General features: G+C 45.5%; 11 protein-coding genes. 6 read left to right on the top strand and 5 right to left on the bottom strand.

Features of this window, described 5'->3' with window-relative positions; all coding sequences use genetic code 11:
- Nucleotide 1 precedes the first annotated feature (1 nt).
- The gene (locus tag PLA23_RS00275) at nt 2-3,445 is read right to left on the bottom strand and encodes a UvrD-helicase domain-containing protein (RefSeq protein WP_324473514.1); all 3,444 of its coding nucleotides are present in this window, start codon (nt 3,443-3,445) and stop codon (nt 2-4) included.
- Nucleotides 3,445-6,825, bottom strand: coding sequence for a PD-(D/E)XK nuclease family protein (locus PLA23_RS00270; protein WP_324473512.1), 3,381 nt, complete (start codon nt 6,823-6,825; stop codon nt 3,445-3,447). Before PLA23_RS00270 ends, PLA23_RS00275 begins: the two co-directional genes overlap by 1 nt.
- Nucleotides 6,826-6,983: 158 nt before the next feature.
- On the opposite strand from PLA23_RS00270, the gene PLA23_RS00265 reads away from it, so the two are divergent.
- Nucleotides 6,984-9,287 (top strand): PAS domain S-box protein, encoded by a 2,304-nt coding sequence (locus PLA23_RS00265; protein ID WP_324473509.1) that lies wholly within the window; start codon nt 6,984-6,986, stop codon nt 9,285-9,287.
- 102 nt (nt 9,288-9,389) lie between these two features.
- Here the strand turns inward: PLA23_RS00265 and PLA23_RS00260 are convergent, their stop codons facing one another.
- Nucleotides 9,390-10,286: a hypothetical protein gene (locus PLA23_RS00260; protein WP_324327803.1), complete on the bottom strand. Its 897-nt coding sequence runs from the start codon at nt 10,284-10,286 to the stop codon at nt 9,390-9,392.
- Nucleotides 10,287-10,529: 243 nt separating this feature from the next.
- Here PLA23_RS00260 and PLA23_RS00255 point away from each other — a divergent pair, with 243 nt between their 5' ends.
- The gene (locus tag PLA23_RS00255; protein ID WP_324473507.1) at nt 10,530-11,648 is read left to right on the top strand and encodes a hypothetical protein; all 1,119 of its coding nucleotides are present in this window, start codon (nt 10,530-10,532) and stop codon (nt 11,646-11,648) included.
- On the opposite strand, the gene PLA23_RS00250 is transcribed toward PLA23_RS00255, so the two are convergent.
- Entirely contained in the window at nt 11,639-14,326 is a 2,688-nt protein-coding gene (locus tag PLA23_RS00250; RefSeq protein WP_324473505.1) for a PAS domain S-box protein, read from the bottom strand. The two genes, PLA23_RS00255 and PLA23_RS00250, sit on opposite strands and share 10 nt — an antisense overlap.
- A 155-nt stretch (nt 14,327-14,481) precedes the next feature.
- On the opposite strand from PLA23_RS00250, the gene PLA23_RS00245 reads away from it, so the two are divergent.
- A complete protein-coding gene (locus PLA23_RS00245; protein WP_324327811.1) occupies nt 14,482-14,733 on the top strand; it encodes a hypothetical protein in 252 nt (83 codons plus the stop codon).
- Between the two features lie 7 nt (nt 14,734-14,740).
- On the opposite strand, the gene PLA23_RS00240 is transcribed toward PLA23_RS00245, so the two are convergent.
- Nucleotides 14,741-15,343: a DUF2179 domain-containing protein gene (locus tag PLA23_RS00240; RefSeq protein WP_324327813.1), complete on the bottom strand. Its 603-nt coding sequence runs from the start codon at nt 15,341-15,343 to the stop codon at nt 14,741-14,743.
- A gap of 173 nt (nt 15,344-15,516) precedes the next feature.
- Between PLA23_RS00240 and PLA23_RS00235 the strand changes: the two genes are divergently transcribed.
- The 3 genes from PLA23_RS00235 to PLA23_RS00225 form a co-directional block, all read left to right on the top strand.
- Nucleotides 15,517-15,948, top strand: a complete 432-nt coding sequence (locus tag PLA23_RS00235) for a universal stress protein (protein ID WP_324473503.1) — start codon at nt 15,517-15,519, stop codon at nt 15,946-15,948.
- 67 nt (nt 15,949-16,015) lie between these two features.
- The gene (locus PLA23_RS00230) at nt 16,016-16,897 is read left to right on the top strand and encodes a DUF4349 domain-containing protein (RefSeq protein ID WP_324473502.1); all 882 of its coding nucleotides are present in this window, start codon (nt 16,016-16,018) and stop codon (nt 16,895-16,897) included.
- Nucleotides 16,873-17,717 (top strand): amidohydrolase family protein (locus PLA23_RS00225; RefSeq protein ID WP_502883583.1); only part of this gene is annotated, 845 nt, incomplete at its 3' end. The genes PLA23_RS00230 and PLA23_RS00225, both read left to right, overlap by 25 nt.

Below are 17,717 nucleotides of genomic sequence, written 5' to 3'. Positions count from 1 at the left end.
ATCAGGAAGAGGAGACATACCTCCTGACCTGTTCTTCCACTTCTTCCCTGGAGAGATATCGTGGTTCATAGAGTTCTCCACTCTTCATGGAATACAGATACATCCTCACCTGTTGGCCGGTTAGCGATTCTGCGGCTATCCGATAGAGATTAAGTTGCAGTTCTGCTCCATCCATCTCTCCTGATTTATAATCAATCACTGCCCATTCATGTTGGTGGTCACAAATAAGCCGATCAATCCGGCCGGTTACCGGATATTCACCGACATGGGTGACAAATGACACTTCTTGTAGTGTTTGGACCGCATCACGAACAAGGGGGACAGACCTGAACTGCTCATACAGGGATCTGCAGAACGATTCAGCAGCAGACCCTTCAATCCCATAGAAGGCGAGAATCAGTTTTGGATCCTTTCCTGAGAAGATCTGATGAAGAAGAGTTCCCACTTCATCAGGATGCAGATGAGAGGCACCAGGAATTACTACCTGATGAAGAGGTTCATCTGATTCACTCCTTTTTCCGGTCATCCGGATATCAGTTACCGGTATCGGTTGAAGGATCCTGGCGATCGGGTTCGTACCAGCAACGGTTTGTTTTCTTGTCCCATATGAGGATGCATAGGTATCAGGAAGAAGAAGAGGCGGATTCTCTTCATGAGCCCACATACGGGTCAGCTGATCCGGATCTGTCAGAACAGTAACCTCTATTGGTCCCTCTCCATCTCCGGGGTCAATTGTGATTATGCCACCTTCTTCAGCGATATCCTGTGTTATCCCAAAGAGGGTGCATATCCAGTCAATCCGGTTATTACTCTTTTCAATTGATTCATGGAATGTATCAGGCTTTTTTCCGCAGAGAATCAGATGATCACGGGCCCGGGTTGTTCCGACATAAAAGAGTCGTTTTTTTTCCGCAGCCTCCTTTTCTTTCTGAATGAGGGATAAAGCAGTATATACCGGGGTCTCACGAATTTCATACTCCTGATCCGGATCAGGGATTTTGACACCATATAGGTGCGGGTGATCTCCGGACAGAATAGCCCCGGATTTTCCCTCTCTGGACGAACCCATGTCAGGCAGGATAACAATTGGAAACTCCAGTCCCTTGGCCGCATGAACCGTCATAATATTCACCGACGTCTTTGAGAGGGTGTCACGTGCTGCTTCACCCTCCCGTTCCTCATCAGCAATAGATATCGTCAAATCGTTGACCAGATCAAATAAACTATAATATCCTCCCTCTGACCGTCCCCTAATAATTCCCACCAGTTTTGTCAGATTCGCAGCCTGTTGCTCACCCTGCTCTAGTGCACCATATATGGTCAGAATACCTGACTCGCGAATAATTATCAGGACCAGTTCAACCACCGGCTCTCTCCCGGCACATCTTCTCCAGGATTCCAGAAGGACTGATGCACGAAGAATCTTCTCACGGTCAGAGAGAGAACAGGAAAAGACCTCTTCATCTGGAAGGGGAAGAGAGGTCCTCAGTCGCTCTGCACATGCCTGTAATTTGTCATATAGGCTCCAGCCCCGTTTTGCCCCTGAAATATGAAGGATATGATATAAGAGGGGATCTGACAGGCTGAAATACGGAGAACGGAGGACACCAAACAGGGCAGCAGAATCATAAGGCCGTATTAGAAATGACAGGACAGAATATAGATCATAAATCTCCTGCCGGGAATAAAACCCAATACCGCCATGCACATAAAAAGGAGTTTCTTTTCGAGAAAGGGCTGTGGTATAATGTGATAAATGTGTTCGTCGCTCAATAAGAATTGCGATGTCTCCATACCCGGCAGGACGAATAAGCCCGTCACGGTCGGTTATCTGAAAAGTCCCGCATGAAACGATCCGGTGGACGAGATCTGCAACCATCCCTGCCTCAATCTCTTTGGTCTCTGAGCGGGCACTTCCTTTTGGTGCTTTTCCAGGCAGGAGCACCGTGACTGAACCGGCTGTCTTTTTCCGTTCATCACAAACCTGAATTGGTTCATATCCAAATTCCCAGGGCTTTTCAGTAGATGCAAAGATCCGGGAGAAGAGGTAGTTGACGCACCCGATTACTTCACGGCAACTTCGAAAACTCGTATCCAGATTGATAAGCTCTCCCCGGCAGTCAGAAAGAATCCGATTTTGTGCCTCCTTAAACCGTGTCACATCGGCGTTTCGAAAGAGATAAATTGACTGTTTGGGATCCCCAACGATGAATAAACTTCGTGTTCCGGGTTTTAATTCGCCAATGATGGCGGTAATTATCTCAAACTGTGCAGGATCGGTATCCTGAAATTCGTCTACCAGAATATACTGATACCTTGGTCTGATATGCCGGGCAACAATATCCTGATGTGATTTTAAAAATTCCCTGGTCAATTGGATAAGATCATTAAAATCCACCCCGTTTACCTGTCGTTTCAGATTCCGCAGGATCTCAAAATACTGTCCTGCAACCTGTGCCAAATCCTGAAAAAACAGAATCGTTGATGCAGTAAATCCGGAACCTTTTACGATATACAGCGATAAATAGGGTACTATATATTCAAGGCCATCTGTCAGGCATTTCTTTGCGCGTCGAAACTGGTCCAGATCATCCTCATCCCAGAATTTTTTCGATCCCAGTTTTCCCGTCGGACGGACTTGTAAAAAAGCCTGTGCAGCAGCATGTAAAATATCAGGCGGGGCATCCGGAGTTAATTCATGCAGATATGGACAGACTTCACGGAGGTACCGAACCGCACGATCATTCTCATCAGTATAGATATCACAAAATCTGATGAAATCCGAGATCGCATCATGTATATCTGGGTCAGCAAAAAACTGCCGGATTACCGGGGTTCGCACTTCCTCCAGAAAAACCTCCCAGGTATTGATAATACTATCCGGATCACGTTCCAGTTCCTCAGCAAATTGTTCGAATGCATCGGTATTCTGAGACAATATTGTCAATATCTGATGTACCTGGTACTTCTCGATCTGGGCAAGAAGACGAATCAATGAGTCATGGATCTCATCTGGAGGTCGTCTGATAAGGGTTTCAAATGCCTCCCGCTGCAGTGCAAGTGCCTGTCCTTCATCAAGGATCACAAATCCGGGATCAAGACCTGCTTCGATGGCAAATTCCCGAAGTATCTGGGAACAAAAGGAATGGAAAGTCATGACCGGGGCGATGACAAGTTCCTCATGTGCCTGCTTCCATATGGGATTTTCCGGATCACACCTCAGTCGTTCAGCAATGGTCTCTCTCACCCGCTCCTTCATCTCTGCCGCAGCCTTGTCAGTGAAAGTGAGTGCCAGAATATCACGAATACGATACCCCTGATCCTGAATAAGATTCAGGTACTTTTCCACCAGTACGAAGGTCTTACCGGTTCCGGCTCCGGCAGTAACCACCATGCTGACATCATGACGGGATATTGCCTCCATCTGACGGGGAGTTGCTGCCATTATGCCTCACCCTCCTCTGATCGCGCTGATTCCTGAACGCCGGCAGGATACCGGTACCATTCTCCCAGTTGGGATCCCCGATCAGGCTGGAACCTGCATATTGTCTTATACGGACAATACCAGTCCGATTTGCACTCTGTTGTTGCCTGAATCTGAAACATACCATCTCTGATGTCATGAACATACGAGACAGACCTATCCAGTGCACCCTCCAGTATTTCATGCCACCGTGGCTCAGAACGTGGGAAATCTCCTTTAGGAAGAGTTTGTTTGAGGGAAGGATCATACAGAGGGATTTTGTGAACAATTTTCCTCTGAAGCTGGATATACGAACCAAATACCGGTTTTTTCTTTGAGATATGCTGAAATGCCAGGAGATACAGCGGAAGCTGAAGAGCTGTCAGTCTGATCAGATCTATTGATCCTGGAATATTCTTTCCAGTCTTGTAATCAATGATTCCAAACAGCCCGTCAGGTGTCATATCTACCCGGTCAATCTTCCCATTAAACCAGATGGGCGCTTCAGAATCATCAGTTTGTGAGAGATCCACACACGGGTTCTTCTCACGTTTCCATTCTTTCATGATTGTTATCAGATCAACCGGATCCCGCCGGGATGTCGGATCATCGTCCGGGCCAGGTACTGCACCAAACGAATATTCAAAAAGACAGGGTGTGTACAGATGGGGAATCCGTCCGTCAGTATCAGGACTCAGGCGGTCAATCTCAGTGGTAATAAACCGTTCAAGAATACCAACTCCGATATCCTCTCCTCCCATTATCTGTTTTCTTTTCGCAAACCAGAGCGGAGTTGTATAGGGGACTTTATCACATTCCTCCTGTGCAATCTCCTTGATACAGGAGAGTGCTGACGCCAAATCAGCCATTCTCAGGGGGAGCATATGCTGTGTATGCATGGTCCGTTTAAACCGGCTCATAATAACATGAATAAGATTTCCCTTTGTCTCGGGAGGGATATCGCTTCCGATATCGGGAAGTGGTCGGATATGGAGGACCCGCTCAAGATAGAACCGGAAAGGGCATTTTGCATAGGTCTCAAACATCGACGCCGACCAGGAATACTGTGGTCCGAATTTTATTAAAAGATCAGCCCTGATACGGTCATCATCCCCGATGATTCCATCATATTCTGACCGGTTTAATCTGAATCGATACGACCGTTCAATGGTTATTCGTTCAACCAGTGAAGCCAGGGAGATTGTTTCAGGAATCAGTGGAAGTGATTTATCCCATTGCTCATGCTGAATATATACTCCTGCTTTAAAAGATGCTTCCATCTCTCCAGAAAGAACATATGCCTCCTGATTTTCCAGATTGGTTATATCTTCATCCGGCCGGTTATTCCATTCAGGTAAGAGGGTTGAGGTTTTCAGATAATCGATAAAAACAGAAGATAATACTGTCCGATCATCTTTGTGATCATACCAGCTTAGATATACCCGCTCTGTTCCTGACGCCAGAGCTGCAATAAACTGGTATTTCTCCTGTCGTAAAATATCTGAAAGAGTCCTGGTATCCATCCGGCTGTTTTCACTGGAGTTTGTAAATGGCAGTCGTGTCGTAAGACGGGGAATCAGACCTTCATTGAGTGAGACCAGAAAGACATACGGGAACTGCTGATGAGCAATCTCACGAAGTCCGGCTAGAAGGACACCACTTTTATCTGAAGGTTCAGTACTGGTCTTCTCCTGCAGGACATGTCGGAGGGCTGAAATAAAATCCAGAAACGAAACCGGTTCAGCCGGATTCAGGTTGGGAATAACACCAGATCCGGAGAGATTCTGCAGATTATTCAGCAATGCCTCAAAAGAGGTAAGATGCAGATACTCCTCATCAGAAAGCCATGCATTCAAGTGATGTGCATGTACAAGACCGGGAACCGGGGATCCTATCTCTTTTAATACATTTTTTACATACCGGATGTGATCGCGAATAGTCCGTTTATCCCGAAGGCCTTTTAAAATATTGACGAACCTGATAATTCCTTCAATGGTGTCGGCAATATCCTGTCTGGGAAGCGGTCTTCTGGGACTATATCTGCCCTTTTTTTTCCCTTGGTCCATATCGTCTGTATCTGATGCCCCTAATTCCTCATCCGGTTCATCACACAGGTGTCGGATATCAGAAAGCCGTCGTTCCCAATCAATATAGCCCCCATCAAGTCCGTACGTCCGGCAGAGCAGATCAAAATTTTTATATGAGAGAGAACGGATACAAAAATGTTTGTCTTTCCCGGTGGCATCATCTTCAGCATGCTCTCCCTCTCCCCGGGCTTCCCATCTGAATCTGCAGTACGGGCTTTGAATTATCCGGACGAGTTCCTCATACCGCATCCCCTTTTCTATAAATTCACAGAGAGAGAGATAATATGCAACAATGGGACAGGTATAAAGCAGAGGACCTTGTGACGGGTGCAGGGGGATACCATAATCTGCACATGCCTCAAGGGCATAGTTACGGGTGCTGCGAAAATCAGGAGTTGCAATGGCAATATCTTCATACGCGACACCGGATTGTATAAGACGGGTTATCTCACGTGCCACTTCCCGCATCTCTGTCGCCGGATCGGTAAAACCCATACCACTAAGATGAGGAAACCAGAGCTGATGCTGTGCGATTGATGGATCATGGCAGAATATCCGCGTCATCTCCTGGTGCATTGACGTGGATGAGATGATCTCCTCCCGATCATATGAGAGCCAGTTTCCAGTGTCAGAAAATACCTCTGGATCCCTCCCGTCCGGAAGTGTATAGTGCATGGTTTCACTTACCGCACCAATCATACAGATAAGCCGTTTCTCAAGTGGCATTGGTTCAAAATACCCATATATATGGACATGACGGATGATATACCGAATTTCCGGTCGATCTTGTTTCAGGAGGTCAATCGTCCATAAAAGCAGGGTATCAGTATCGACGAGATTTTTTTCCTGTAAGGTCTGCTGGTACAGGGATATGAGACGGGAGATCTGATCGCTTTTTTCTGACTGAAGGTGGCCCAGGCAGGAGGGGTAATCAATCTCCCGTCTGATAATGACCTGTATGAGGATTTGAAGATCCTGCACTGCCCGTGGTGACGGACTCTTCTGGGTAAAAAACAGACTGAAATCGTCCTGAAACCGCTGTAAGAGATCCACAAGCAGCAGCCGGGATGTATCTGAGGTAATACGAGTGGTTTTGTCTCCGTACCGATCAACGAGATATGAACAAAACTCATCCAGAGTGCAGATATGATCCTGTACAAAGGAGATTTTCTCCCTGGTAAGCGTATCCTGAACGGTTCGAATCAGCCGGCGTGTCGGGAGAATAAACCATGTTCCAAAGGGATCGCCTTTCAGGTGCGAAATAAAATTATTCACTGAATCAGAGAGACCCGTACCAGGGACTGCACGGATAAGAACGTTCTGACCGGACATGCAGGTGAAAGGTTGGTGTCGGAACTATTTCTGATAACCGAACAGATCTGATGATGGGCACTCTTAAATGTTCAGGGGTCTAATTCCCATATAACCATGCCATGATACAAGCGCTGTATGTAGATGATGACCCGTCCTTTCTAAAAATAGGAAAGATGTTTCTTGAGCATTCCGGTATTATCCGGATTACTACCGCTCTCTCAGCGATGAAAGCTTTAGAAGTAATGCAGATCCAGCCATTTGACGTTATTATCTCTGATTATGAGATGCCTGAAATGAACGGTCTGCAGTTCTTAAAAAAAGTCCGGCAAATCGATGAGATCATTCCCTTTATCATTTTCACCGGACGAGGACGGGAAGATGTTGCAATAGAGGCGCTTAATTCCGGTGCATCATTTTATTTACAAAAAGACGGGGATCCTGCCGCTCTTTTTATTGAATTAATCAATATGATAGAACGTGCGGTCAATCACGCACGGGCAATCACCGAAATTGAGAAGAAGAATGATGAGCTCGCTTCTCTTAATGAGGAACTTACATCCGCCGAAGAAGAACTCAGACAGAGTCTGGATGAACTGGCAAACCAGACCGAGAAGATACGGGAGAGTGAAGAGCGATACCGTCTTGTGATGGAGGCGACCAGTGACGGGATCTGGGACTGGAATCTGAAGACCAATAAGGCGTACTTCAGTGACTGGTATTACCGGATGCTCGGGTATGAACCAGGAGAGTTTGAAGCGAATTACGAAAACTGGCGCTCACTTGTCCATCCGGATGATATCCGAAAGACAGAGACAGAGATTCAAAATGCAATTTCTCAAAAGGACAGAGGATTTGATGTTGAATTTCGTATCAGGACAAAGAACGGCGATTATAGGTATATACACGGAAGAGGAAAAGTTGTCGCATGGGATTTAGAAGGAAACCCGTCCCGCATGGTTGGTTCCCATATTGACATTACAGACCGGAAACGGATGGAGAATGCTCTTCTTGAAAGTGAGGAAAAATATCGGATTTTAGCGGAAAAATCACGGGATCTCATATATCTAATGAGGATTCCTGAGGGATTCTATGAATATATCAGCCCTTCAATCACGTTGCTGACCGGATATACTCAGGAAGATATTTATAAAAACCCAAATCTTTTACGTTCAATTATAGCGCCAAATAGTCTTGAATTTTTTGATACGGCATATCAGGACCTCCTTGCAGGCATTGTGCCTGACGAGTATGAGTTTCAGATTGTGACAAAGTCCGGTCATCTGAAATGGGTAAATCAGAGAAACTCACCATTTTATGATGAACATGGACAAATTATTGCTTTACAGGGAGTAGTTACTGATATTTCCGAACGAAAGACCAGCGAAGAGAACATTTTGGAAGCAATGAAGAAGTATGAGGCGCTTTTCTCAGGTATTCCTTCCGGTATTGTGGTAACAGATGAACAGGGTTCCATAATAGAGGTAAATCAGCATGCAGCACGAATTTTGCATGTAACCAGAGAGGAACTGATTGAAAATGGTATATCACGTCCCACCTGGACGTTTTTCAAACCTGATGGGACACCAGTCTCCCCGACTGAGCAGTATCCCCCTCTTGAATTATTAAAGAAAGGAGAGAATATTCATCAGGTTGAGATCGGAATACAAAACCCCCACGGTGAGATGTCATGGATAATGGCAACAGCATCACCACTCAATCTGAAGGGATATGGATCCGTCATCTCATTTCTGGATATCGGGGAGCAGAGACTGATGTCTCACGCGCTTACCATGGTAAATAAAAAACTCTCTCTTATGACCAGTATCACCCGTCATGACGTAAAAAACAGTCTGACTGCTTTGAAGGGATATCTCTACCTGATGGCAGAAGAAATTGATAAAGAGAGTGCCAAGGAGCTGCTCGCCCGAATCGTATCCATAACAAATGACATTGAACGTAAGATTATTTTTACCAGCACATACCAGAATATCGGTGCTGAAAGTCCACAATGGCAAACTATTTCTGATTTAATGAATGGAATAAAAACCGAGAAGATAGCAGTCGTTCATGAACTCGATGGTCTTGAGGTATTTGCAGATCAAATGCTTGGATTGGTCTTTGAAAACCTGATTCAGAACAGCCTGATGCATGGAGAAAAGGTTCAGCATATTTTTCTTCACCCCCGGCGGGACGGTCAGGATCTGACCATTATCTATGAGGACGACGGCGTCGGGATCCCGGAATCAGAGAAAGAAAATATTTTTCAACGGGGATATGGGAAAAACACCGGGTTCGGTTTATTTCTGATTCGGGAGATCCTCTCAATTACCGGGCTTTCCATTCGGGAGTGCGGGATTTTTGGGGAAGGGGCCAGATTTGAGATCCTCGTTCCTCATGGAGCATATCGATATTCCGTATCATAGGGAAAAGATAACAGATATGATCTTTATCATAAGGTTTTCTTTTTCTGCCTGATCATGGCTATCATGAATCCTTTGCTGCTCGTTTCCTCTTCTTTTTTCAGATTATCCTGCCTGCATCTCCATCATATGTTCAACATTTCGAAGCCCATACCCGTCAAGGATGAATCCGAATCCGATAATACCAACGATGACTGCAAGGATGCCAACGAGTATCTCAAGGAGAATATCAGGGACAAAGATGGTCAAAACACCACATACAAGAGAGCCAATCCCCATCCCGAGTGAAAGCCACAGTCCCTGTGGTATCTTCTTATGATCCCTGATAACCCGGTGTAGAGCCACAAAGGCACTCCCAAAAAACCAGATCGCAAGTATGAGGAGAATGATAAGCAGGTACAGCTCCCAGAGGAGTACCATTATAACTCCTCCAATCATAATGAGAAACCCATTTATTACATCCTTTTTTGAATGTTCCTTTCTCCTGCTCATATGCAGCCCATGAACGAGAATGAGTGCTCCAGTGAAAAATACAACCGTTGGGAGAAGCATTGAAAATAACCGTTCATCTTTGTTCAGAACAATCATACTCAGCATATAACTGACAGAAAGGAGAATTACGCCGAGCAATATCCTGAATTGCCAGGTCAATCGTTGATCCTTGATAAAATCAGGATCGGAATTCTTTTTCGCATCCCTGGCGGTTAAATAAATCGTATGTAACGTCTCAAAAAGCATCAGGATAAGGGGAGCATCATCGATCAGATGGAGGAACGGGTTCTTTTCCGGATCATACCGATCAAGGTGAACCCGGTATTCAGATTCTGTTTCATGAAGGTGATACTGACCATTCCGATAGCTTGCTATGGTTTCAGGTGAGGGGACATTAATCGGTGAGAACTTCCATTCAGGCCCCAGCGGATCTGTCACCAGACTTTTTGGGATGACCACTTCAAAGATGCCCTGATGAAGAGCTGACAAATATTCATAAATATCAGACATACCTCTTACCCATATGAACCGGTCTTATCAACGCACTTGTATATGAGTCCTCATCTGATGAAAAATCACCGGTTTGTCTGGAAGAGAAGGACTCATGACAGACCCCGGACATGATCGATTTATGTCGGTTCCATACAGATACCTAAACACACAAGTGCAGTTACCTATCCCATTTCTCTGGAAAAACCTGCACATAATTCGATCCATTTATATCGTTTCGCCGTAATGTATCAAGACGTGGAAATGAACCCATCAGATACCACCTGGAGTCCGGATATGCTATCCAGTTCCCTGAACGAGGCAGCTTTGGAAGAGATAAACCGCCTTGTTTTCCTTCGCGACACAATAACCCATGAAACGATGAAACGCAGATCCGGAGCCGTTCTTATCGGAATCATTCTGTGTAATATTCTTCTGATGTGGTACTATCAGTCCACATACCTCTTTCTCTGGGTTGCATCAAGCCTGTATTTTTATCTCTTTTATCCGATGCTTCCTCTTGCCCTCTTTCCCTTCAGACTGGCATACCAGAAGATGACCGGGCAGGCACCACGCAAAACCCATGATGCCTCTCTGCTTCAGTGGGCAAAAAATCTGAAGATATTCTCAAATAAACGGGTTGGATATCAGCTCTTTCTTCGGTTCTTTCTGCTCAGCATGATCCCGATAACCTATGGGGTATTCTGTATATACGGTATATCAGTCATCTTTACCCTGATTATTGCATATACAAGTAATATTTTTACCAGTACCGCCCTGTTGCTCCTTGTGCAGTGCCTTGGAATCATTATCTTTTATGCAGAGATCTTTACTTTCAGAGGAAGATTACTCTATAAAACCCATCTCCGCCTGAAAACCAGGATGATCCCGTACAGGCGGATAATCGTCTATACTATCCTTGGATCGGTCCTTATCGGTATCTCGACCATTCTGGTTCTGCTTATGATCATAGCAATGGTTATGCCGGCATTTACCCTCTCCAGATATATTGATATGCTCGCTTTTTTTAATGCCGGAAGAAATATGAGTATTCTTTTTGTGCTCGTATCCCAGTTTGTAATTATGCAGTATCTTCAGAGTTGTCTGAGCAGACATGTGGCGCTGAATATGATCTCTGACTTTATTATAAAACTGAACAAGATAGTATCATCAGAAAAAAGAATGAATATGGATGAGAAGAGACTGAAAAACCTCCTTCTGGAGAGCCGCCTGTATGCATATAACCGGAGAGAGATGCTTGGTCTTTATCCCTCTTATTCTATCGGGGTGAATATCCCGACACTCCTCTCAATCCGGGATCTGAAATCACTTCAGGATATCTTTTTTGACTCATCTCCCGATACAGAAGAACATCAGGACTGAATTTTTCTGTAAAAGCGCGAAGGAACGGTTATCTCAAAGATTACTCCCTCTCCGGCGGTTCCAATCTCCCTGATAGTCATATGGGTAATTGAGAGGATTTCCCGGATAAGAAAGAGACCATACCCGGTATGAGACCCAAAACCACGGGTAAATATCTGTTCCTTAATCGAATCATCGATCCCTATTCCATTATCCGTATACCGTATGAAAAGTGTACCGTTCTTCTCCTCCACTCCAACAGTGATCCTGGTCACCCTTCCAGCATGCCGGAGAGTATTGTCAACCAGATTTGCAAAAACCCTCCCAAGCATGGCATCGGCGTAGATCTCATAATCAGTATGATCCTGATAAAATTCTATCTCCGGAGGGAGCACATGGATGATGGTCTCTTCGATAATGGCTGGCAGGGACTGCCAGATTGGACTTGTAACACCAAGGTTCTGATAATCTCTGGTAAAAAGAATCTGACGGTATATCGTGTCAAGTGCTTTATCCACTGGCTCCAGGTATTGGGATGCATGGTCACTGATCTCATCACGAATCAGGTCCATGGCACCACTCAGAACCGTCAGCGTATTGAGAATGTCATGACGGGTAGTCTCGGAGAGCAGATTTAATTTTTTATTGGCTTCGCGAAGCCCTTCTTCATTCATCTTCTGCTCGGTGATATCCTCAAGTGTCTCAAGTGCACCCCAGACTTCTCCTTGTGAATCGCGAAGTAATGCTCCGGTAAAATACAGCCATATCCCATGTTCACCAATATCCGGGAAGAATCCAATGGATGACCAGGCATCCGGAACCAGATTTGATTGTTTCGCCTCTCCATGATACCACTGATCCATCTCCCCGGTCCTCCCATCAAGGAGCAGATCGACAATACAGGGCCGGGGATGCGGGTAAAATGCCTTCCAGTGATCAGAAGTCCCTATCATTTCACTGGAAGATATGCCGCTATATACCGAGAGCGCCTGGTTCCAATACATCACCCTGTGATTTTTGTCAATAACAAACTGCGGGATCGGGGACTCCTGCAGGATGGCATTGAGCATAGACATGCTTTCCCGAAGAGAATGCTCAACCTGTTCACACAGCCCGGCAACATAGTGGATGGTTCCGATACAGGCACTTGTTCCTTTATATTCACCAATTCGAAGTGAGATAAAAACAGAGATCCGTGTCTTCCCATCCTTATGGAGTAATTCTGCCTCATATGACTCCAAAATAACTCCATAATCCTTTGAATTATGACATTTCCAGATGAGTTCATCCCGGTATTCCGGTAAGACATACTCAAACATGGGTGTTCCCAGTATCTCGTCCCGTTCATATCCGATAATACGGGCAAAGGTTGTATTACAAAAGACCAGAAGATCATGCTGAACAATGAAAACCCCGTCTTCGATATGCTCAACCAAAAACCGGTATAGCTCTTCACTTTCACGAAGTGCAGTTGATGCCTTTTTTATCTCAGTAATGTCCCGAATATTCCCTTCAACGCCTGCAATATTTCCATCTTTGTCATAATAGACATGGGTATTGGTAGAAACCCATACCGGCGTCTTATCTTTCCTGACCAGGAGCATCTCATAATTATAGACAGACCCTTTTTTATTGAGAATTGTCATCAATTTTTCCTGGTCCATAGGATTTTGATAAAATGTCTCTGCAATGTTTTTTCCCAGGATCTCATCAAGCGAATCATACCCTAATAATTTCAGAATACTCGGACTTGCCATGATAAGATTTCCCTGTGCATCACTCCGGTAAAAGACATCCTGGGTGTTTTCAACAACCGAACGATACCGCTCCTCGCTCTCTTTCAAACGCTCACGGTTCTCATTTAGTTCCTGGAACTGGTGCCGGAGTTCATCCTCAGAGCTTGCTATCTCCTCGTATGCAGCATTCAGCTCTTCAAGAGCCCTTTTTTCTTCAGTTATATCGGTTGCCACCTCAAGCCTGACATCACGACCATCCGGCCACCGGATTATTCGGTCGATGATTGAAAAATACCGATCAAATGCTGAATTATAATGCTCCCATGAGTATGGCAAGGGTTTTTGGGCAAGGATAATATTATTTGTACAAAAATCACAGGGTTTTTTCAGGTTTTGAAACTCTTCATAACAGATCTTTCCAATCACGTCACGACCAAGGAAATTCTGAAAATATTTATTCGCATACAGGATTTCATAGGTGTTTGGATCAGACACATACACGAACTGATCAAGACTGTCAAATATGGAGAGCAGCTGTTCGCGTTCCTGCTGAAGGCTAAATTCAGCATATTTCTGTTTTATTGCATGATGCACTTTTGACTCAAGCTCGGCAAACTGGGATTTTGGATCCCCTCCCTTCTGGAGGTAAAAATCAGCCCCATTATTCAGGGCCTCTATGACAACCTCCTCTCTTCCCCGCCCGGTAAAGATAATAAACGGGATCTTATTCCCACAAGAACGAATTTTTTTTAATAACTCAACGCCGTTCATACCAGGCATCTCATAATCAGAGATGATGGCATCATACTCTTTTGTGGTGATTTTTTCAAGAGCTTCAGCTGCAGAAAGGGCCGTGTCAACCTGCAGCATCCCACCCCTTTCAAGGAACAACCGACAGAGATCAAGCAGGAATTCCTCATCATCAACGCAGAGAATCTGATAGGGAGAGCCTGACCCTGACATACACTCCACCACACATATCTGACAAATTACAGAAGATAAAACTTGTCCTCCTATGAACAGGTATCCATTATACTATCAGAGAAAGCAATACCAGTATCCAAATATGAATATATTCATAGTGATAAGGCTGACTGTAGTACAAGGAAACTCAACATATGATTCCCCCGATTCAAATACGACAAATCCGGCCCTGTGAAGAGTGCATTTTTTTTAACCCTCTTGAAGAATTCTGTACCCTCCACAATGAAGCATTATATGGGGAGAGACTTACGCGGTGGGAGCAGGATGATCCGACACTCCCCTGTCCATATCATTATACTCCTGATGAGATCATGGAACTCATCGAACAATTCCCGGATGGAGCGAATCGGCCGATTCAGAATACCAAAATATGGATGGCCAGATAACTGGTTCTCATTTTCTCTTTCCGATAAATAAAAATGGACGCTTGAAGAATGAAAACGGATTATTTTTCACTTCTATTGGATAAACTCCTTCGCTTGCGGATCTGACATCCTCAATGGTATAAAACGCATGGGGATTAAAATCCCGAATCAGGGGGATGAGATGGGGTATCTTTGACCTTTTTACGACCATAAAGATGATGGTTACCTCGCCATTTGCTCCCTCTGCGGTAATATTGGTTACTCCATAGCCATACTGTCGCAGACGGCTTATAAATTCCCCGGTTGGAAGCGGAGTAATGAGTCTGACAATTGCCATCCCCAGTTTCATCCGCTCTTCTATCTCCATCCCGATGTAGGTTCCTGATGCAAATCCCGCACCATATGCGATATAACAGATGGGATTGGTGATATTTGCCATGACCTGTCCGATGGCAAGCAGCCAGATGGTCACTTCAAAAAAACCAAATATGGGGGCTATAAATTTAAAACCCCTGGATATCATGATATAACGGATGGTACCGATTGATACATCACATATCCGTGCACAGAAGATAAGTACCGGGATAACTCCAAAGGTATACAGATCTGACGAGAGAAACCCGACATCCATAAGGATCTCCTGAGTACTCAGGTAGCCTTCTAATTATAATTACTGGATATCGTCACATTATCATCACGGAATGACAAACTGACATTTTACATATGTCATCTCTTTTACCCTTTTTACCATCCGGCATACTGATATCTCTTTGAGTCTATACGCTACCAGATATGTCTGGGACAATGCTTGTTGCAGTGGACGGATCACCTGAGGGATACAACGCTCTTATCTGGGTTTTGGAACATATCAAAGAGGAAGGACGGGCATGTGCCCTGTATGTGATCTCTCCTGCTAAATATGCAGCGATTGAGGGGGCTGCCGGATATGAAGGAATTTCTACCCTTCATGAACTACGGGAAAAAATGGTTCAGGAGGAGAAGGAACAGGTGATAAACAGGATAAAAGAACTGGCCCATGACCGGAATGTTGATGTGGAAATCATCGTCCGGACCGGCGATCCACGAAGCGAGATTTTACAAACCGCGGAAGAGGTCGGTGCCGATCTTATCGCAGTCGGATCAACGGGAAAAGGTCTTGGCGCCAGGATTCTGCTTGGTAGTGTGAGTACCTATATCATGACGCATGCAAAAGTGACCACTGTGGTTGTCAGATAACAAAAAAGACCTCAGAATTTTCTAAAGTTACCACTTCTCTTTTATCCTGGTTCATCGATTATAATGCATGAAGAACCTATCCGTACTGGTGCTCCTCCTCCTAATTGGGATGATGGTAACCGCAGGATGTACCGGATTTGAGAAAACACAACCGATGAGCATATCAGAGGAGTCATTCTCCCGTTCAAAGGGGACATATGAAACTGACGGGTATGCCTATGCACCTGCCCCTATGGCAAAGGCTACATCAGCTGCCGGATATGAACCCTCGTCAGCGACCGGTTCATCAATTCCTGAACAGAAGATAATCAGAACAGCGGAAATCAGAATCGAAGTAAGGAATGTCTCGGTATCAGCTGAGCAGGTACAGGAGGTTGCAAAACGGTATAAAGGTCTTATCCAGTCATCATCCGTCTCCGCCGGAAGTCAGAACAGATATTCAGGAACGGTGACCATCCGTATCCCTGCACAATATTTTGACCAGGCACTTGCTGATATTATGAGTCTTGGAAAGGTACTATCCAGTTCAATAAACGCAGACGATGTCACCGAAGAGTATGTTGACCTGGTTGCCCAGCGTGATTCTCTGACCAATCAACTGACCCAGTACAACCGGCTGCTCGAAAAGGGATCAAATGTGTCAGAGATACTTGAGGTTCAAAAAGAGATAGAACGTGTCCAGGTCCAGCTTGACCGGATTGTTGGCCGGATGAAATATCTTGATAACCGGATAGCCCTCTCTACGATTACTGTCAGTCTCAGTGAACCTGCTCAGGTCGAGACTCCGGGAGGATACTCACTGCCGGGTGTTATCAGTGACGGGATTGCCGGATTTGTCTATACCGTGGTCTGGCTCTTTGTTGCTATTCTGACACTGCTTCCGCTCATTCTTCTGGGTGGGGCGGGATACTTTGTGTACCAGCGGTGGAAGAAGAACAAGGCAGAATAATCAGTGAACAGCACACCACTATGATCCGGATGGTTCAGGGACATGAGATACTGGTACTTCGGGATGTGCTCATTCCAGGCGGAAGAATTGCTGATATTACCATCTCAAACGGCCGGGTTATGCATGCCGGAGCAGCAGGAACGGGTGATGTGGAGATCGCATGCAGGGGGAAGATGGTGCTCCCCGCCGGGACCGATCTCCATGTTCATATGAGAGACGGAGTGCAACAGGAGAAGGAGACCTGGAAGAGTGGATCACAGAGTGCTCTCGCCGGCGGGGTAACGGTTGTTGTGGATCAGCCAAATACCATCCCACCTCTGACCACTCCAGAACGGGTGCAGGAACGGGTCATCCGTGCTGAATCGCAATCGTACGTACGATTTGCGATAAATGGGGGGGTAACGTCTGATGCGGATCTTGCGGGGATGTGGGAGGCAGGGATCTTTGCCTTTGGAGAGACGTTCGCCGGTCCGTCAAGTTATGGAGAGGCAGTATCAGGAGATGTGCTCGTACAGGCTATGGAACAGGTGGCACGGTGGAATGGTCTTCTTACCATCCATGCCGAACAGGTGAGTGAGGGCGATGATTCTACCCTTGTGGAACATGATCGCCTGCGACCGGTCACTGGCGAAGTTCAGGCAGTGCAGGATGTTCTGAATCTGAATACACCGGGATCACAGCTCTATTTTTGTCATCTTTCATCGGCTGATGCGATCCGGGCAGCGGTTCATGGTACAGCATATCGTGAAGTGACGCCACATCATCTCTTCCTCTCGCTCGAAACATTTGAGCCGGATGATGCACATGGAAAGGTTAATCC

It is taken from the genome of Methanospirillum sp., assembly GCF_035406105.1.
In the GTDB taxonomy this organism is placed as follows: domain Archaea; phylum Halobacteriota; class Methanomicrobia; order Methanomicrobiales; family Methanospirillaceae; genus Methanospirillum.
Note: the sequence above shows the minus strand (reverse complement) of the source record. Positions and strands in the feature narration are given on the sequence as shown.

Bases quoted from the DNA above. Each gene is read 5' to 3' on its own strand.
- PLA23_RS00275 (WP_324473514.1), bottom strand. From the start codon at position 3,445: ATGGCAGCAACTCCCCGTCAGATGGAGGCAATATCCCGTCATGATGTC.
- PLA23_RS00265 (WP_324473509.1), top strand. From the start codon at position 6,984: ATGATACAAGCGCTGTATGTAGATGATGACCCGTCCTTTCTAAAAATA.
- PLA23_RS00260 (WP_324327803.1), bottom strand. From the start codon at position 10,286: ATGTCTGATATTTATGAATATTTGTCAGCTCTTCATCAGGGCATCTTT.
- PLA23_RS00255 (WP_324473507.1), top strand. From the start codon at position 10,530: ATGAACCCATCAGATACCACCTGGAGTCCGGATATGCTATCCAGTTCC.
- PLA23_RS00250 (WP_324473505.1), bottom strand. From the start codon at position 14,326: ATGTCAGGGTCAGGCTCTCCCTATCAGATTCTCTGCGTTGATGATGAG.
- PLA23_RS00245 (WP_324327811.1), top strand. From the start codon at position 14,482: ATGATTCCCCCGATTCAAATACGACAAATCCGGCCCTGTGAAGAGTGC.
- PLA23_RS00240 (WP_324327813.1), bottom strand. From the start codon at position 15,343: ATGGATGTCGGGTTTCTCTCGTCAGATCTGTATACCTTTGGAGTTATC.
- PLA23_RS00235 (WP_324473503.1), top strand. From the start codon at position 15,517: ATGCTTGTTGCAGTGGACGGATCACCTGAGGGATACAACGCTCTTATC.
- PLA23_RS00230 (WP_324473502.1), top strand. From the start codon at position 16,016: ATGAAGAACCTATCCGTACTGGTGCTCCTCCTCCTAATTGGGATGATG.